Below are 16,969 nucleotides of genomic sequence, written 5' to 3'. Positions count from 1 at the left end.
ATGCCCATGCCGAGCAAGACCCGCATGAATGTGTATTTCGAGCCGGAGCTTCTGAAACACGTCGAGGCGCTGGCGTTGCGGCGCAACGTCTCGAAGTCGTCGGTGATCGAGGCGGCCGTCGCGTCCTTTCTCTCGGCTGACGCCTCGGAGCGACTGGAAGCAGTGTTCGCCCGTCGCATGGACAGGATCGACCGCCAGATCGCCGGGATGGACGAAGATCTCGCCATTATGGGTGAGACGCTGGCATTGTTCATCCGCTTCTGGCTGACCGTCACCCCGCCATTGCCTGACAGTGCCCAGGCATCGGCCAGGGCGAAAGGCGTCGAACGGTTCGAGGGGTTCCTGCAATCGCTCGGGCGGAAACTGGCGACGGGAGATCGCTTTCTCAGGGAATTATCGCGGGACATCGACACACGGCGCAATGGTGGTGAAGACCCCCAGTAATCATCAGATTGCGTGGGGCTGCCATAAGGATTCGTCAATCCCGCCAATTACCGCCGTTTCTACGCGACGACCGCACGGTCCGCGATAGTTGTTGAATCGAGCCGAAATGGCCCTCTTTTAATCATCCCCGTGTGGGGACCGTCTGTTCCGGTCCCGTTCAAGCGGGGGTCAGATGGCGGTTTCGCATCATAATTCGGAAAGTCAGGCACGCGGCATTTCCATGCTGCGCACGGCGATGGGGCTGGCCATTGCAACGCATCTTGCCGACCCTGCCGTGGTCGAGGTGATGCTTAATCCGGATGGGCGACTTTGGATCGACCGGCTGTCCGAAGGGTTGTCCGACACGGGCGAGACTGTCACGCCCGCCGACGCCGAGCGCATCGTCCGGTTGGTGGCCCACCATGTCGGGGCAGAGGTGCATGATGGCGCCCCGCGTGTCTCGGCGGAACTGCCAACAGGCGAACGGTTCGAGGGATTGCTTCCGCCCGTGGTCACCGCGCCCAGTTTTGCCATCCGCAAGCCCGCCGTCGCCGTGTTCACGCTCGACGATTATGTCGAAGCCGGGATCATGACGGAAGGACAGGCGGCATATCTCCGTTGCGCTGTTGCCGAACGGAAAAACATTCTCGTCGCGGGCGGCACGAGCACGGGCAAGACCACGCTGGTCAATGCCCTTCTGGCCGAGGTCGCGAAAACTGGTGATCGTGTCGTGCTGATCGAGGATACGCGCGAACTGCAATGCGCGGCGCCCAACCTCGTGTCCCTGCGCACAAGGGACGGCATCGTCACGCTGTCCGAACTGGTGCGCTCGGCCTTGCGCCTGCGCCCCGACCGTATTCCGATTGGGGAAGTGCGCGGCCCCGAGGCGCTCGATCTGCTCAAGGCGTGGGGCACCGGCCATCCCGGCGGGATCGGCACGCTCCACGCCGGTACTGCCATTGGCGCGCTGCACCGCATGGAACAACTGATCCAGGAAATCGTCGTCACGGTGCCTCGTGCCCTGATCGCCGAGACGATCGACGTGATCGCGGTCCTGTCCGGGCGGGGCACGCAGCGCCGATTGTCCGAACTCGTCACCGTGGACGGGCTCGATCCCGTTACTGGCGCCTATCGCATTCATCCCTTCCAGCATTCGGGAGAATCCCAATGAACCTTACGCTGTTCCGCACGCGTCGGTACGTGCCTGTCCTCTCTGCCATGCTGTTGCTGTCCATCGTATGGTGCTCCTCGGCTCTGGCGTCCGGTTCCGATATGCCGTGGGAGGAACCACTCAACCAGATCCTGGAATCCGTGCAGGGACCGGTGGCGCGCATCGTCTCTGTTATCATCATCACCGTGACCGGTCTGACCCTGGCCTTCGGAGAAACGTCGGGTGGCTTCCGTCGCCTGATCCAGATCGTCTTTGGCCTGTCCATCGCTTTTGCCGCGTCAAGCTTCTTCCTGTCGTTCTTCTCTTTCTCGGGCGGCGCGCTGATCTGATGGCGGGATATGACGATGATACGGTGCCCGGATTTCATGTTCCAGTGCATCGGTCCCTGACAGACCCGATCCTACTGGGGGGCGCTCCACGGACCCTGGCGATCGCCAACGGCACGCTGGGGGCGGCAATCTCGCTTGGCCTGCGGCTCTGGCTGATTGGCGCGGTGTTCTGGATCGTCGGGCATGGGCTCGCGGTCTGGGGTGCAAAATGCGATCCGCTTTTTGTCGAAGTGGGGCGGCGGCATCTCCGCTATCCCGCCTGGCTGCGGGCATAGGAGGGCAGGGCGATGATGTCCCTTGACGAATATCGCAACCGTTCAGCCCTCCTCTCCGATTTCCTGCCATGGGCAGCGCTCATTGAGAAAGGCGTTGTCCTAAACAAGGACGGTTCGTTTCAGCGCACGGCAAAAATTCGAGGGCCGGATCTGGACAGCGCCACTCCGGCGGAACTGGTTGGTGTTACGGGAAGGCTGAACAATGCCCTGCGTCGTCTTGGCTCCGGCTGGGCCGTGTTCGTGGAAGCACAGCGGGTGCCAGCGACAGTATATCCCGAGAGCGATTTTCCCGATGCGGCTAGCCAGATGGTCGATCTGGAACGTCGGGAGCAGTTTGAGGACGAGGGCGCGCATTTCGAGAGCCGCTATTTCCTCACCTTGGTCTGGCTGCCACCGGCGGAATCATCAGGTCGCGCCGAACGCTTTCTCTATGAGGGTAGGGAACGGGACGGCCCCGATCCACATGGCATGCTCCATGCGTTCGTGGATCGCAGTGATCGGATGCTGGCGCTGCTGGACGGGTTCATGCCCGAGGTGGCATGGCTCGATGACGGCGAAACCCTGACTTATCTGCACAGTACCATCTCGACCCGGAACCAGCGCGTCAGGGTGCCGGAAATCCCCATGCATCTCGATGCCTTGCTGGTGGATCAGCCGCTGGCGGGTGGTCTGGAGCCGAAACTTGGTGATGCCTTCCTCCAAACCCTGACCGTCATCGGTTTCCCGAGCCGGACCTTCCCCGGAATCCTGGACGATTTGAACCGGCTGGCCATGCCGTATCGCTGGTCTACCCGCGCCATCCTGCTCGACAAGACGGACGCGACAAAGGTGCTGACGAAGATCCGTCGTCATTGGTTTGCAAAGCGCAAGAGCATTGCGGCCATTGTCCGTGAGGTGATGACCAACGAGGCATCCATTCTCGTGGACAATGACGCCGCCAACAAGGCGGCCGATGCCGATCTGGCGTTGCAGTCGCTGGGCGCCGATGATGTCGGGCAGGCGTACATCACGGCGACCGTCACGGTGTGGGATGGTTCCACGTCCATAGCGACCGAGAAGCTGCGGCTGGTCGAAAAGATCATCCAGGGTCGCGATTTCACCTGCATGACGGAAAGTCTCAATGCGGTGGAAGCCTGGCTGGGATCGTTACCCGGTCATGTCTACGCCAATGTGCGGCAGCCGCCAGTTTCGACCCTGAACCTTGCCCATATGATCCCGCTGTCAGCGGTGTGGGCGGGACCGGAACGCGATACCCATTTCCGTGCTCCCCCGCTGTTTTATGGCAGGACGGCGGGGGCGACACCGTTCCGGTTCAGCCTTCATGTTGGTGATGTCGGGCACACTCTGATCGCCGGACCAACGGGGGCTGGGAAGTCGGTGTTGCTGTCCCTCATGGCGTTGCAGTTCCGTCGCTATGCGGGTTCGCAGATTTTCGCCTTCGATTTTGGCGGCTCAATGCGGGCCGCAACGCTGGCGATGGGCGGGGACTGGCATAATCTGGGTGGTGGGCTGACAGATGATGACGGCCACTTTGGCGTTTCCCTCCAGCCGCTGGCACAGATTGACGATCCCGATGAACGCAAATGGGCCAGTGAGTGGCTGGGGCATATCCTTGTCGGCGAAGGCGTGGCGCTGACGCCGGACATCAAAGCCCATCTCTGGTCCGCTCTGAATTCCCTGGCGTCATCGCCCAGCCATGAACGCACGATCTCCGGCCTGGTGGCACTCCTTCAGTCCAACGTCCTGAAGCAGGCTCTGGCCCCATATTGCCTCGGTGGTCCTTATGGCCGGTTGCTCGACGCCGATGCCGAGCGACTGGGGGACGCCGACGTGGTGGTGTTCGAGACCGAGGGGCTGATCGGTTCCGGCGCCGCGTCTTCCGTGTTGTCCTACCTGTTCCACCGCATCGAAGGACGGCTGGATGGTCGTCCGACCCTGCTGGTCATCGATGAGGGGTGGCTGGTTCTGGATGACGGGAATTTCTCCGGCCAGTTGCGAGAGTGGCTTAAAACCTTGCGCAAGAAGAATGCGTCGGTGATTTTCGCCACCCAGTCCCTGTCAGACATCGTCAACTCGCCGATCGCGCCAGCCGTGGTGGAAAGCTGCCCGACCCGGATCTTCCTGCCGAACGAGCGCGCCATCGAGCCGCAGATCATGGCGCTCTATCGGGATTTTGGCCTGAACGACCGGCAGATCGCCATCATCGCGCGCGCGGCGTCCAAGCGTGAGTATTACTGCCAGACGCAGCGCGGCAACCGCCTGTTCGAACTGGGCCTCGGTCCTGTGGCGCTGGCATTGTGCGCGGCATCCGGCAAGGACGATCACCGACTGATTGATGCGGTTCTGGCGGAACATGGGCGGGACGGCTTTCTGCCGGCCTGGTTTGAGGCGCGTGGTGTCACGTGGGCGGCGGACCTTCTGCGGGAAGGGGACGTGCTGTGAGATATCGTCTGATTCCTGCCGTAGTGGTCATTGCTTTTACGGGTTCATCTTCTCCACCTGCTCACGCGCAATGGGCGGTCTATGACGGCGCGAACCATGTCGAGAACGTGCTGATCGCGGCCCGGACGCTTCAGCAGATTGACAACCAGATCACGTCGCTGGCCAACCAGGCGCAGATGCTGGTCAATCAGGGTCGCAATCTGGCGAGCCTGCCGCTCTCGACACTCTCGACGCTGCAATCAACAATTTCCCAGACTACGGCGCTGCTCGCGCAGGCGCAGAACATTGCGTATAGCGTCCAGTCGGTCGAGCGGCAGTTTCAGCAGGCATACACGTCCGTCTCGTCGGGTATGTCCGACAGCGCCCTGTTTTCTCAGGCGCAAACACGCTGGCAGAATTCCGTCGGCGGGTTCGAGGACGCCCTGAAACTCCAGGCGCGGGTAGTGGGGAACATCCCTTCTGACAGCAGCGCCATGACACAACTGGTTTCGGCCAGCCAGACATCGACCGGGGCGTTGCAGGCGGCACAGGCCGGCAACCAGCTTATGGCGCTTCAGTCCCGTCAGCTTTCCGACATTCAGGCCGAACTGGCCGCCAACGGTCGCGCCACGGCCCTGCAACAGGCACGTGATGCTGCGACGGAAGCGGAAAGTGACGCGCAGTATCAGCATTTCTCGCAGCATGACGCCTATGAGCCCGGCACGGTGTCCATGTTCGGCGGCAGCGGGAACTGAGCGCCATGGCTACGAATGATGTCGGCGTCATAGACAATTTTCTGAATACCTTCACGACCGCGATCGACAGCGGTTTTGGTCTGCTGAAAGGAAATGTGGTTTCGCTGGCGGGATCGCTGTCCGTGCTCGATATCGTACTGGCCGGACTGTTCTGGGCGTGGGCTGCGGATGAGGACATCGTCCAGCGTCTGGTGAAGAAGACACTGTATATCGGGTTCTTCGCATTCCTGATCAACAATTTCGACCATCTTACGAAGGTGGTGTTCGATAGTTTCGCCGCCATGGGTCTCAGGGCCGGGGGTGGCAATCTGACATTGTCGGATTTCCTCCGTCCCGGCCGACTGGCCGCGACGGGGTTCGATGCGGCCCAGCCGCTGCTGGAGTCCGTTCATAATCTTCTCGGCCCCGTCGCGTTTTTCAAAAACTTCATCCAGATTTTTGTGCTGTGCCTGTCCTGGCTGATTGTGCTGGCGGCGTTCTTCATTCTGGCCGTGCAGCTTTTCGTGGCGCTGATCGAGTTTAAGCTGACCAGCCTCGCTGGTTTCGTGCTGATCCCCTTCGCCCTGTTCAACCGTACGGCTTTCCTGGCGGAGAAGGTGCTGGGGAATGTCATGTCATCGGGCGTGAAAGTGATGGTGCTGGCGGTGATCTCCGGCATCGCGTCTGTATTATTCCGGCAGTTTACGACTTCTTATGGCGATGCTGTACCCACCGTCGGACAGGCAACGTCGGTGATACTGGCGTCTCTCGCTATCGTCGGTCTGTCCATTTACGGCGGCAGTATCGCCAACGGGCTGATCTCCGGCGCACCACAGCTTGGCGCGGGGGCTGCCGTTGGCACCGGCATGGCGGTGGGCGCGATGGGGGCGGCGGCTGTCGCTGGTGTCGGAGCGGTTGCCTCTGGCGGGGCAGCGGCCGTGGGTGCCACGGCTGCTGCCGCACGGGGAGGGGCCGCGATCGCGGGTGCGGCCAATACGGCATATTCCATGGGTGCCATGAATGCTGCTGGCGAAAGTCCCGGTGCCCGCATGGCAGCCGGGCTGGGCGGTATCGCCCGCGCGCCAGGTAGCGCTGCCACGAATGCCGTGAAGAGTAAAATGTCTTCTGCGGCGACCGCCATGAAGCAGAGCTACGGCGAGGGCGCGCGAGGTGCTTTTACCGCGACGGGCGGACGCTTCACGGGAGGGGCCGATGCGGGGGGCGGGTCGGCCGGCGGCCCGTCAGGTAATGGCGGTGGCGGAGGTGGTGTTGCCGGTGGCCCCGAAGGCACGCCGCCCCGATGGGCACGAAACATGAAGCGCCGCAATGCCGCGACCCATGCCGCCGAAGCCGCGCATGTCATCCGCTCGGCCGATGGCGGCGGCGGATCTTCTTCAATCGATCTGTCGGAAAAGGAATGAGGACGATGTTCCGTCGCTCCACCAGCCGTTACGGGATCGCGCCCGCTCCGGTCACGCCCTATCAGAAAGCCGCGCAGATCTGGGATGAGCGGATCGGCTCCGCCCGCGTGCAAGCACGCAACTGGCGGCTGATGGCCTTTGGCTCCCTGTTCCTTTCGGCCGGGCTTGGGATCGGGCTGCTCTGGCAATCTATGCGCGGCACCATCACGCCGTGGGTCGTGCAGGTGGACCGGCTGGGTCAGGCGCAGGTCGTGGCCCCAGCCACGTCCGGCTACATGCCTGCCGATCCGCAGATTGCCTGGTATCTGGCGCAGTTTATCGGTGATGTGCGCTCCCTGTCGTCCGATGCCGTTGTGGTCCGCCAGAACTGGCTTCGTGCCTATGATTTCACCACCACCTCCGGCGCGGTGGCGCTGAATGATTATGCCCGCCTGAACGATCCGTTTTCACGGATCGGGCATGAGCAGGTCGAGGTGGACATCGCCTCGGTGATCCGGGCCTCGCCCAACAGCTTCCGTGTCGCCTGGACGGAGCGCCATTACCGTGACGGCGCGTTCACCGGCACCGAACGCTGGACCGCCATCGTGTCGGTTGTTCTGCGCACCCCGCGCGACGCGGATCATCTGCGGAAAAACCCTCTTGGAATCTACGTCTCCGCCATCAACTGGTCGAAGGAGCTTGGCCAATGATCCGTTGTGCTCTTCGCTTTCTTCCTTTGCTTGCCCTGCCCCTGGCCGGATGCGCGCAGCAGTACCATCCGCCCGTCATCCGCTATGATGACGCGGCTCAGGCCGTGCGCCAGCCCGATCCGCCGAAACCGGTGCAGGTCGTGGTAGTCCCGAAAATCCTTCCTCTGCCGGGCCAGCTCAAGCCGCTTCCGCCGTTGCGGCGCAAACATCCTGTACCCGAGGCGGCCGATCCTACTGTGCGGGTGACCCAGGCCAATCTTGCCGCGCGCATCCAGCCGACGAGGGCCGGTTATGTGAATGCGGTGCAGGTTTATCCCTATAGCGCGGGCGCGCTCTATCAGGTCTATGCCGCGCCCGGCGAAATCACCGACATCATGCTTCAGCCCGGCGAAAAGCTGGTCGGCACCGGGCCGGTCGCAGTGGGTGACACCGTACGCTGGATCGTGGGCGATACCACCAGTGGCGCGGGTACGACGAAGCGTGTGCATATTCTTGTCAAGCCGACGCGCCCGGAACTGACGACCAACCTGATCGTCAATACCGACCGGCGGACCTACCTCGCCGAACTACGGGCGACCTCCGCGACCTATATGGCATCGGTGTCGTGGGACTATCCCGAGGACGACCTGATTGCTCTGCATCGGCAGGATGATGCCGCCGATGATGCTGCGCCGGTAGATGTAGGATTGAAACTCGACGCGCTGAATTTCCGCTATGCCATCCAGCCGGTGAAGGGCGGGACACCGCCCTGGCTGCCCAGCCGGGCCTTCGATGACGGCCATAAGGTCTATATCGCCTTTCCATCGGGGATCGGGCAGGGGGAACTGCCGCCGCTCTTCGTGCTGGGTGCCGATGGCGGCCCGGAACTGGTGAATTACCGAGTCCGACAAAACTGGATGATCGTGGACCGCCTGTTTGCCGCCGCCGAACTACGGTTGGGCGACACACATTCCGAGCAGCGGGTGCGGATCGTCCGTACCGATGGCAGGAAGTCATGAGCGACGCCGAGGATCGTCAGGACGGGGGAGGGGGCGCTGCTGGCAACGGGAGCGCAACGGAGCCGTCTCCCGATCTCCGACTGCGTGCACAGCGTCCGCCGGTCGTAAAACTGTCGCGTCCCGTCATCTGGACGTTGGGGGGCACTGGGATGCTCGCCATCGGTCTCGCGCTGGGCTATGCGCTGCAAAGCAACACGCCAAAAGGGCCGGTTCAGGCGGCGCAGGACACGGACGCGCGGGCCTCGGCCGATGGGCTGTCGGCGCTGCCCAGCGACTATACCGCCACCCCAAAGCTAGGACCGCCTTTGCCCGGCGATCTTGGTAGGCCAATCCTCAATGCGCAACGGCAGGGTCGAGCGGGGCCGGTCTCCGGCATGGGGGATCGTCGCGGCGACCTGGAGATTGAGGCGGCGCGGACCAGCCGGCTCTTTGCACAGGTCGAGGCGCGCGACGGGCAAGGCACGCAGGTGGCTCCGGGAGTGGTGGCCACCACTCCCGGAGCGCAGGCATCATCGGCAGGTACTGACCAGCAGACAGGCAATCGTGCCTTTCTGGCAGGTCAGCCAGATCGTGCGACGGTCAGCCCGGACCGAATTATGTCGCCCGCATCCCCATACGTTCTTCAGGCAGGCACAGTGATCGCTGGTGCGCTCAACACGAAGATCAGCTCCGACCTGCCGGGCCAGATCACCGGGCATGTGACCCAGAACGTCTATGACAGCCCGACCGGCCGGTATCTCCTGATCCCGCAGGGCAGCATCCTGTTTGGGGCCTATAACAGCGCTATTTCCTTCGGGCAGCAGCGCACCCAGATCATCTGGACCCGGTTGATCTACCCGAACGGCGGCAGCTTCGTGCTGGAAAAGCTGCCCGGTGGCGACGCCATTGGCCAGTCCGGCCTGTCCGACGAGGTCAACAACCATTGGGGGCAACTGTTCCGCGCAGCCCTCGTCACGACCCTGCTTAGCGTGGGCTCCGAAGCAGGAACGTCGTGGAATGAAAACAATCTCATGCAGGCGATCCGCAGTGGGGCCAGTAACGGGTTTTCCATGGTCGGCAACCGGCTGATCGACCGCAGCCTCAACGTCCAGCCGACGCTGACCGGCCGGCCGGGCCTGCCATTCACGCTTATCCTGAATCGCGATCTGGTTCTCAAACCTTGGAAAGAGAAGGAAACCTATCCATGACGAAGCTGAAGCTCGGTCCGATTGAGGACGACAAGTCCGTGAAGGTTACGCTGGAACTGCCAGCCACCTTACATCGTGATCTTGCCGCCTATGCCGAAATTTTGGGTCGCGGAACCCGGCAGGCGCCCGCTGATCCCGTGCGCCTCATTGTGCCCATGCTCGAGAGGTTCATCGGCACGGATCGGGGGTTCGCGAAAGCGCGGAGACAACGGTCAGGAAACGACTGTGAACGTTGAGGAAGAGAAATCCTATCTGATTACAGGTTTCCTGCCTTGATGCGGCTGGTCCCTTACACGGCCGTCGGGCTGATTATGAGGGAGCCATGAATGTGAGGAAGCGCTTGGCAATGACTGCTCGGAATATCTTTCCAGCAGGCTGAAAATATGAGAGAATAACTTTAGTCCATTTTTGACTGAAAAAAAGTGGTTTATATGAATGGGTTATCGTGTTTATGGACGATTCTAGTGGATTGAAGTCTGATTTAGCCCAGATTGTTCGGCTTGCCTTGGCCGAGCAAACGGAGGACGTGCGCTTGTTCGCCGCGCGGCTAGTTAGAAAATATCGAGGAACTGAACCAGAGCTGGCAGAGCAGGTAGATCTGTTCCTTCGGACCAAACCGCATCGCACCGGAGCGCCTTTACGCAAGGCAGTTACTCCATCTTCTCCGGAACAGGCTTTGCCGGTGGACGACGAATCGCGCTTATCATTGCTTAAAGAGTTCAGGGATCTTCCTGATCAGGAGGCGCCGCTATTATCTCCTGATTTGGAGGAAACGCTTGGACAATTGATCTTAGAGCGTAAGCAAGCTGAGCGTCTTGTGGCAGCGGGTCTGGTGCCTACACGTTCTGCAATATTTGTTGGGCAACCGGGGGTGGGTAAAACTCTCACGGCACGTTGGTTGGCGGCTCAGTTAGGCGTGCCGTTGTATGTACTCGACCTTACTGCTGTTATGAGTAGTCTGTTAGGGCGCAGCGGCAGCAACCTACGCACAGCTCTTGATTTTGCTAAACAACGCCCTTGTGTTTTGTTGCTTGATGAAATTGATGCAATTGCCAAGCGACGTAGCGATGATTCCGACGTTGGTGAACTCAAGCGTCTTGTGACAGTGATTTTGCAGGAAGTTGATGAGTGGCCTGCTACCGGAATGTTGTTGGCCGCAACTAATCATCCAGAGCTGATTGATCCTGCGTTGTGGCGACGGTTTGATTTGGTTGTCGAATTTAAGACACCTGAGCCCGTAGCGGTCAAAGAAGCTATTAAACGGTTCTTGGGACCTGATTTCGCATTGTTTGCTCGGTGGGTAGATATTCTGACCTTCGCGTTTCGTGGGCAGTCCTTTAGCGATATAGGAAGAGAAATACAGCGCTTTCGGCGAGCAGTAGCATTGGGGACGGCTCCAGATGTCGATTTAATTGAGGAATTCATTAAAGCTCGTGCTCTATCGTTGGATCGGCAGGGGCGCATCGATATGGCTGTTTTACTAGCTAAACAAACACGCCTGTCTCAGCATAGTATTTCGGATATTACAGGTGTAAGCCGAGATACTATTAGAAAATACACGACTGACGGTCCTGCCGTCGTTCCTAAAAAGCGGAGACGTGAAGGGTGAGTCAGACTAATTTTCTGATAGGACGGGGCGAACTCCTTACTTACGATATCAAGGGGCCTCGACGAAGCATAACGAAAACTGAAGTTTATACGTTGCAGCAGGCGAAAACACGCTTGGTGCCGCAATTTATCGAGACATCGATAAATCTCGATAGGTTGCCCTCCAAAGCCTGTCCGGGCGACTTGAGTGTGGCTCGTCTCGCCTTGAATCCTAGTTACATCGCGCGTTCTTTTTATCCAGTCGCAATGTTGCGTAATGCTGGTCTTGAGTCGGTTGGGAGTAGAGCTGTAAAGCTGACCCCGGAGGCTTGGTCAAAAAAGGGTTCTCCGCGCGAGTCAACGACCACGGAGCTTTTTGTGGTGGGACGGCGAAAAGCGTTTCGTCAGTTGGCAGATTGGGCTGGAGAAGTTGAAGAAGGATCCAGTGAAGCTAAAGATCTTTCTCATATTGAGAGTTTTTCTGCTTTTGAGTCAACAGATCGCATTGTGTCATTCGAAAAATCCCACGATCGTTTTTTTGAAGTGGGTGTTCATCTGTTACCTGGAGATAACTCTCAATTTGTACAACGTGCATTTGCCAAATATGCGACCGACGTTGGCGTAAAGCTGCATCTCGATCTGGCATTTAGCGCAGGGAATCTGTGGTTTCTTCCTGCCGAGGGCGATAGCGAGAGCATCAGGGACCTAGCGGAGTTCTCTTTTGTACGTGTAATTCGTTCCATGCCCAAGTTGCGTGGTATGCGTCCGATACAACGAGCTTCTGGGGTGACTGTGCCGTGTAGCCTGCCCACAGAGCAGCCGCTGTCGTCAGAGCCTAAAGTTGCCATTCTGGATGGTGGATTGCCCGAGAAGAGTAGCGTTGCTCCATGGGTAAATACTTATCGCGTCATGGATGAGCATGCCGAAGATGATCCGGGCGGCGTGGAGCATGGCCTTGCAGTCACGTCGGCATTCCTTTTTGGACCGATCACACCCAATAGCACTCCGTCTCGGCCTTATTCTTATGTTGATCATCTCCGTGTTCTGGATCGTGAAAGTGATTCAGAAGATCCATTGGAATTATATCGTACGCTGGGGTTTGTGGAAGAAGTTCTTCTGTCTCGATATTATCAGTTCATCAATTTGAGTTTGGGACCGGATCTCCCAATTGAAGATACGGATGTACACGCGTGGACTTCTGTGATTGATGACTTGTTGAGCGATGGCGATACATTGATGACCATAGCCGTTGGAAATAACGGCGCTATGGATCGCTCCACAGGTAACGCACGTGTTCAGGTGCCATCGGATTGCGTGAATGCGTTGTCCGTAGGGGCTGCTGACAATATTGATAAAACTTGGGGTCGGGCCGCTTACAGCGCCGTTGGACCCGGTCGTAGTCCAGGCGTAGTAAAACCTGATCTTATGGCTTTTGGAGGGGCCGCAGAAAATTCTAAATATTTTCATGTTCTGGCATTGGGAGGCAAGCCAACCTTAGTGCCTCAATTGGGAACAAGTTTTGCATCACCATATTTATTGCGCAATGCTGTTGGAGTTCATGCAGTTCTTGGTTCGGATTTATCACCGCTCGCTATTAAAGCGTTGCTTGTTCACAGTGCTGATTCCTCTGAACACGATAAAATTGAAGTGGGTTGGGGTAAAGTTCCAGAAGATTTGATGGAAGTTATTACTTGTCCGTCTGGAGTGGCACGGGTGGTCTATCAAGGTGAATTAAAGCCCGGAAAATATTTACGCGCACCGCTTCCAATACCAGCTGGTGGTCTGCAAGGTAGAATACGCTTGAAGGCAACATTTTGTTACGCGTCACCAACAGATCCGCAGGATGCTGTTACCTATACTCGAGCTGGTTTGGACATTGTTTTTCGTCCCAGTGATAAGAAAGTAAAAGAAGGTAAAGCGAACGCCGATACAAAGGGCTTTTTCGATATGAAAAAGTACGCAACGGAAGAGGAGCGTCGTTCGGATATGGGAAAATGGGAAACGGTTTTACACGGCGATAAACGTATGCGCGGTAGTAGTCTCGATAACCCGGTGTTCGACATCCATTACAATGCACGTGAAGCAGGGCATGCTACGACAAGTGCAGAGAAAATTCGCTATGCGCTAATTATCACTGTAGAGGCCGCTAAACACCCCGATCTCTACAATGATATTTTGCGTAGTTATACGAAGGCGCTTGTACCAATTCAACCAAAAGTAACTCTGCCAATTCGAACATAGGAACTGTTGGAGTTGGAATTTTGTATTTTTCGAATTGAATGGATGCTTTTGCATTCGAGTGAATGGGTTCAGTCCATCTGATCAGAGGTTGCAATGTATATCGAACGGCGCCCTGCGCTCAGGAAGGTAGAGCTTTTCGGGCTCTTGGAACGGCTCTGCGAGCGACTGGAACCAAGTGAGACGCAAGCTAATCGTGCTAAATCCAGTTATGAAGCGGTGGGCCAATGGTTGGCCGCCGCCGCCGATGGTCGGCTTGCCTCCAGTAGTATTTACTTGCAAGGGTCGATTGCGCTCGGGACCACCGTAAAGCCGATTGGCCAGACTGAGTACGATGTAGACTTGGTTTGCCATCTTCCTGCTTTCGGTCAGTGGTTGCCTCCAGCCTTGTGCAAGCAGATAGTTGGTGACCGACTGAGGGCCAATCAGCGTTATAATAATATTCTTCAGGAAAAGCCGCGTTGCTGGAGACTAAATTATGCAGATGAATTCCATCTGGATATAACGCCGTCCATTCCAAACGCGGATTGTGCCAATAGCGGCGAATTGGTACCTGATAAAGCCCTTTGCGAATGGAAGGCGAGCAATCCCAAAGGATACCGAGATGCATTCAAGCGTCGGGCCGAGTTGGTTCCGCAGATGCGTCTTCTGATGAGTTATGCGGAAGATCGAGCACGCGCGGATGCGGATATTGAACCGTTCCCTGAGCGTCCTCGCTTTAAAGGGCTTTTGTGCCGGATTGTGCAAATTGCGAAGAGACATCGCGACAGTTATTTTCTCGAACGTGATATGTCTCTAGCGCCGATTTCAGTAATTATCACTACGCTCGCCGCGTGGAGTTACGAACACTGTGTCCAGACGATGGTGTTCGACAGCGAGTTAGATGTTTTGCATGCAGTGATCCGTCACATGCCTACTTTTATTCGCACGAATATAGTAAACGGACGCGTCTATTGGACTATCTGGAACGAAACAACTGAGGGCGAAAATTTCGCTGAACGTTGGAATGAGGAGCCAGTTAAGGCAGAGGCATTTTTCGAGTGGCACGCTGCAATGATGCTGGATTTGGAGCGACTGAGTGCTGCTGAGGGGCTTGATGGTTTGGGTAGAATCCTTGCATCATCGTTTGGACAGGCTCCTGCACGAGAAATTATCCAGGAAATGCTTGATAGCATGTCGGCCGTGCGATCCGCCCGTACGCTGGCCTTTGCGCCAGGGATTGGTTTGACAACTGCAAAAATGCCTGTGGCGCGGACGACATCAGTCCGTAGTAATACGTTTTATGGGGCGCCATAGTTTCCAATGCGCTTCTATCTTCCTCGGCCGCTGACGCCTTCCCAACAGTATATCGCCTTACGGTCTAACCCGATCTGTGAAGGTCACGGAAAACTGCGTGGTAACATTCTTACGTGGTGCTTTCCGATAACGCCTACGCCCTTAAGCAGGTTGTATCATGCCCGGATAGAATATCGGCAAGGGAAGGCACCGGCAGTCTACATTGACCAGCCTGATCTTACGATCTTGGCTGAGGGAAGAAAACTACCTCACGTATATGAACAATTCCCAACACGGCTTTGTCTTTATCTTCCAAACTCGGGCGAGTGGGGAAATTGGATGCGGCTAGATCAGACGATCGTACCATGGACGGCACTCTGGTTGTTCTATTTCGAGGCATGGCTGCTGTCTGATGAATGGTCAGGTGGTGGATTGCATCCTAGAGTTCGAGAGCGATTCGATAGTCATAAACCGAAGCGTAAGCTTCTGACACCAATTACAAAACGGATATGATCAAGTTGGATGATCAAGATAAATTCTACCGTATTTTGTGTTTAGATGGAGGGGGAATTCGAGGAGTGTTTCCCGCAGCTTTTCTTGCCCGGCTTGAAGAGCATCTCGAGCATCCGATCGGTCGATACTTTGATTTGATCTCAGGCACGTCGACCGGTGGCATTATAGCTGTTGGCTTGGGTTTGGGGCTTTCTGCAAACGAGATTCTAAAACTTTATGAGGAGCGTGGACCCGCAATCTTCGATCAGCAGCATGGCATTATTCGTAATTGGCTCCGTCAGCGTTGGAGAAGCGCGCGGCACTGGGTTGGCAGTAAATATGAAGCGACAGAACTCCGCGCTGCTCTCGACGGCATTCTCGGAGAACGGCGTCTTGGGGAAAGTGCAACTCGACTGCTTATCCCTGCGTGGCACCCGATATTGGAACGCGTTTACATCTATAAGACGGCCCACCATCCGCGACTGGAAACTGATTTTAGGCAGTTGGCCGTAGATGCAGCGATGGCTACTGCTGCGGCTCCGACATTTCTGCCTGCACATAATACGTCTGATCAAGTCGAGCTTATTGACGGTGGTGTTTGGGCCAATAATCCGATTGGCGCAGCGGTGGTCGAGGCGGTCGGAACGCTGGGATGGCCCGCCAAGAGACTGAAGGTGCTTAGTATCGGGACGATCGCAGAAGTTAATGCCCCGCCTCGGTGGGCTGGAAAATTGCCGATGGCTGCTCATGTCACTCGGCTGTTCATGGCAGGTCAATCTCATAGTGCGCTCGGCGCTGCAAAAATACTTACAGGAGATGGTCACGGCCACCAAGCTATCTGGCGTGTAGACCAGATAGCCCCGTCAGGTCGTTACACATTAGATAATGCTGGTCGTATTGCTGAAATGAAGAATCGCGCAGTTGTGGAAGCGCGTGAGAAGCTTCCTGAACTTCGACGGCATTTTTTTGATAAACCTGCCGATACATTTATTCCGTATCATCCACTATAAGTCTGCTTGTGGGGGTAAGTGAATATTGCAAATCAAAGGCTCCGAACGAGCTTTCAAAGTAAGAATAACTGAGAATTAGCTATAGGATAACGCCTCCTTGTAGTCATTTTTTCCATAGCGATCTTAAGGGGCATATTTTATTTCTGATAAAGATACTTGCTTATTCGCCTAAATAGAAAATGCTAGTGATTGTCGGTATCGGTGCTTGCAGGCCCCCGCAACCATCTTGACTTGCGACGCAAGAACAGAGCCCGAACCGGCAACGGTCGGGCTCTTTTGCTTTGCCCCTGCCGCGATCGTCAGGATGCCGGCAAGGTCGCCGAACAACTCCACCCGCAACGCGCCGTTGACCGGCGTCAGCACGATCCTCTCGATCAGGGAGCGGATGAGATCGGCCGCCTCCAGGCGGGTGGCATCCTGCTGTAGGGCGTCGTGCAGCGCGGTGACCCGCTCGCGATAGACGACCGCCATGCTGGGATGCAGGACAGGCGGCGGCTCGTCGATGGTGGCCAGGATCTCCTCGGCCTGGGCTTTCCGTCGCTCCAGTTTCTGGCTGCGTTCCTTGATCCGCTCCTCGGGCAGGGTGCCTTTGAGCAGGGCATCCATCATGAGCAGCCCCCACCGGGTAGTCCGCTGTGACTGTTAGTGCATAAGCACCTCCGTCGCCAAGGTCGGTCGGAGGTGGAGCGAAGCGGAACTGGAGACCGGCCTTGGCGGTG

Annotated in this window: 16 protein-coding genes; 15 read left to right on the top strand and 1 reads right to left on the bottom strand. The window is 57.4% G+C overall.

The annotated features are described in order from the left end of the window. The 15 genes from HLH34_RS17725 to HLH34_RS17655 all read left to right on the top strand — a co-directional run bounded on the left by HLH34_RS17725 (position 1) and on the right by HLH34_RS17655 (position 16,250). Positions 1 to 444, top strand: a complete 444-nt coding sequence (locus tag HLH34_RS17725) for a ribbon-helix-helix domain-containing protein (RefSeq protein ID WP_456305555.1) — start codon at positions 1 to 3, stop codon at positions 442 to 444. A 172-nt stretch (positions 445 to 616) separates the two neighbouring features. After that, positions 617 to 1,594, top strand: a complete 978-nt coding sequence (trbB, locus tag HLH34_RS17720; RefSeq protein ID WP_183120892.1) for a P-type conjugative transfer ATPase TrbB — start codon at positions 617 to 619, stop codon at positions 1,592 to 1,594. After that, on the top strand, positions 1,591 to 1,923 hold the full coding sequence (locus HLH34_RS17715) for a TrbC/VirB2 family protein (protein WP_077813542.1): 333 nt from the start codon (positions 1,591 to 1,593) through the stop codon (positions 1,921 to 1,923). The genes trbB and HLH34_RS17715 overlap by 4 nt, the downstream gene beginning before the upstream one ends. Continuing rightward, the gene (locus HLH34_RS17710; protein WP_183120891.1) at positions 1,923 to 2,198 is read left to right on the top strand and encodes a VirB3 family type IV secretion system protein; all 276 of its coding nucleotides are present in this window, start codon (positions 1,923 to 1,925) and stop codon (positions 2,196 to 2,198) included. The genes HLH34_RS17715 and HLH34_RS17710 overlap by 1 nt, the downstream gene beginning before the upstream one ends. A 12-nt stretch (positions 2,199 to 2,210) precedes the next feature. Further along, on the top strand, positions 2,211 to 4,640 hold the full coding sequence (gene trbE, locus HLH34_RS17705) for a conjugal transfer protein TrbE (RefSeq protein WP_183120890.1): 2,430 nt from the start codon (positions 2,211 to 2,213) through the stop codon (positions 4,638 to 4,640). Then, positions 4,637 to 5,374 (top strand): P-type conjugative transfer protein TrbJ, encoded by a 738-nt coding sequence (trbJ, locus tag HLH34_RS17700; RefSeq protein ID WP_183120889.1) that lies wholly within the window; start codon positions 4,637 to 4,639, stop codon positions 5,372 to 5,374. The genes trbE and trbJ overlap by 4 nt, the downstream gene beginning before the upstream one ends. 5 nt (positions 5,375 to 5,379) lie before the next feature. Continuing rightward, positions 5,380 to 6,774 carry a P-type conjugative transfer protein TrbL gene (gene trbL / locus HLH34_RS17695; RefSeq protein WP_183120888.1) on the top strand — a complete coding sequence of 465 codons (1,395 nt, stop codon included), beginning with the start codon at positions 5,380 to 5,382 and terminating at the stop codon, positions 6,772 to 6,774. Positions 6,775 to 6,779: 5 nt separating this feature from the next. After that, complete coding sequence (trbF, locus tag HLH34_RS17690) at positions 6,780 to 7,463, top strand: conjugal transfer protein TrbF (RefSeq protein ID WP_183120887.1); 684 nt, start codon at positions 6,780 to 6,782, stop codon at positions 7,461 to 7,463. Further along, positions 7,460 to 8,461 carry a P-type conjugative transfer protein TrbG gene (trbG, locus tag HLH34_RS17685; protein ID WP_183120886.1) on the top strand — a complete coding sequence of 334 codons (1,002 nt, stop codon included), beginning with the start codon at positions 7,460 to 7,462 and terminating at the stop codon, positions 8,459 to 8,461. The genes trbF and trbG overlap by 4 nt, the downstream gene beginning before the upstream one ends. Next, positions 8,458 to 9,648, top strand: coding sequence for a TrbI/VirB10 family protein (locus tag HLH34_RS17680; RefSeq protein ID WP_183120885.1), 1,191 nt, complete (start codon positions 8,458 to 8,460; stop codon positions 9,646 to 9,648). The genes trbG and HLH34_RS17680 overlap by 4 nt, the downstream gene beginning before the upstream one ends. Next, positions 9,645 to 9,884 carry a DUF2274 domain-containing protein gene (locus HLH34_RS17675; protein WP_183120884.1) on the top strand — a complete coding sequence of 80 codons (240 nt, stop codon included), beginning with the start codon at positions 9,645 to 9,647 and terminating at the stop codon, positions 9,882 to 9,884. The genes HLH34_RS17680 and HLH34_RS17675 overlap by 4 nt, the downstream gene beginning before the upstream one ends. Before the next feature lie 215 nt (positions 9,885 to 10,099). Then, a complete protein-coding gene (locus HLH34_RS17670; RefSeq protein WP_183120917.1) occupies positions 10,100 to 11,257 on the top strand; it encodes an AAA family ATPase in 1,158 nt (385 codons plus the stop codon). Continuing rightward, the gene (locus HLH34_RS17665; protein WP_183120883.1) at positions 11,254 to 13,476 is read left to right on the top strand and encodes a S8 family peptidase; all 2,223 of its coding nucleotides are present in this window, start codon (positions 11,254 to 11,256) and stop codon (positions 13,474 to 13,476) included. The genes HLH34_RS17670 and HLH34_RS17665 overlap by 4 nt, the downstream gene beginning before the upstream one ends. A 93-nt stretch (positions 13,477 to 13,569) precedes the next feature. Then, positions 13,570 to 14,769, top strand: coding sequence for a nucleotidyltransferase domain-containing protein (locus tag HLH34_RS17660; RefSeq protein ID WP_183120882.1), 1,200 nt, complete (start codon positions 13,570 to 13,572; stop codon positions 14,767 to 14,769). Between the two features lie 488 nt (positions 14,770 to 15,257). Further along, positions 15,258 to 16,250, top strand: a complete 993-nt coding sequence (locus tag HLH34_RS17655; protein WP_183120881.1) for a CBASS cGAMP-activated phospholipase — start codon at positions 15,258 to 15,260, stop codon at positions 16,248 to 16,250. A gap of 168 nt (positions 16,251 to 16,418) precedes the next feature. On the opposite strand, the gene HLH34_RS17650 is transcribed toward HLH34_RS17655, so the two are convergent. Then, positions 16,419 to 16,859, bottom strand: coding sequence for a hypothetical protein (locus tag HLH34_RS17650; RefSeq protein ID WP_183120880.1), 441 nt, complete (start codon positions 16,857 to 16,859; stop codon positions 16,419 to 16,421). Between the last annotated feature and the right edge of the window lie 110 nt (positions 16,860 to 16,969).

The sequence above is a fragment of the Gluconacetobacter azotocaptans genome (genome assembly GCF_014174355.1).
Classification (GTDB): domain Bacteria; phylum Pseudomonadota; class Alphaproteobacteria; order Acetobacterales; family Acetobacteraceae; genus Gluconacetobacter; species Gluconacetobacter azotocaptans.
The sequence above is the reverse complement of the archived record's forward strand: the minus strand, read 5'-3'. Positions and strand labels throughout refer to the sequence as shown.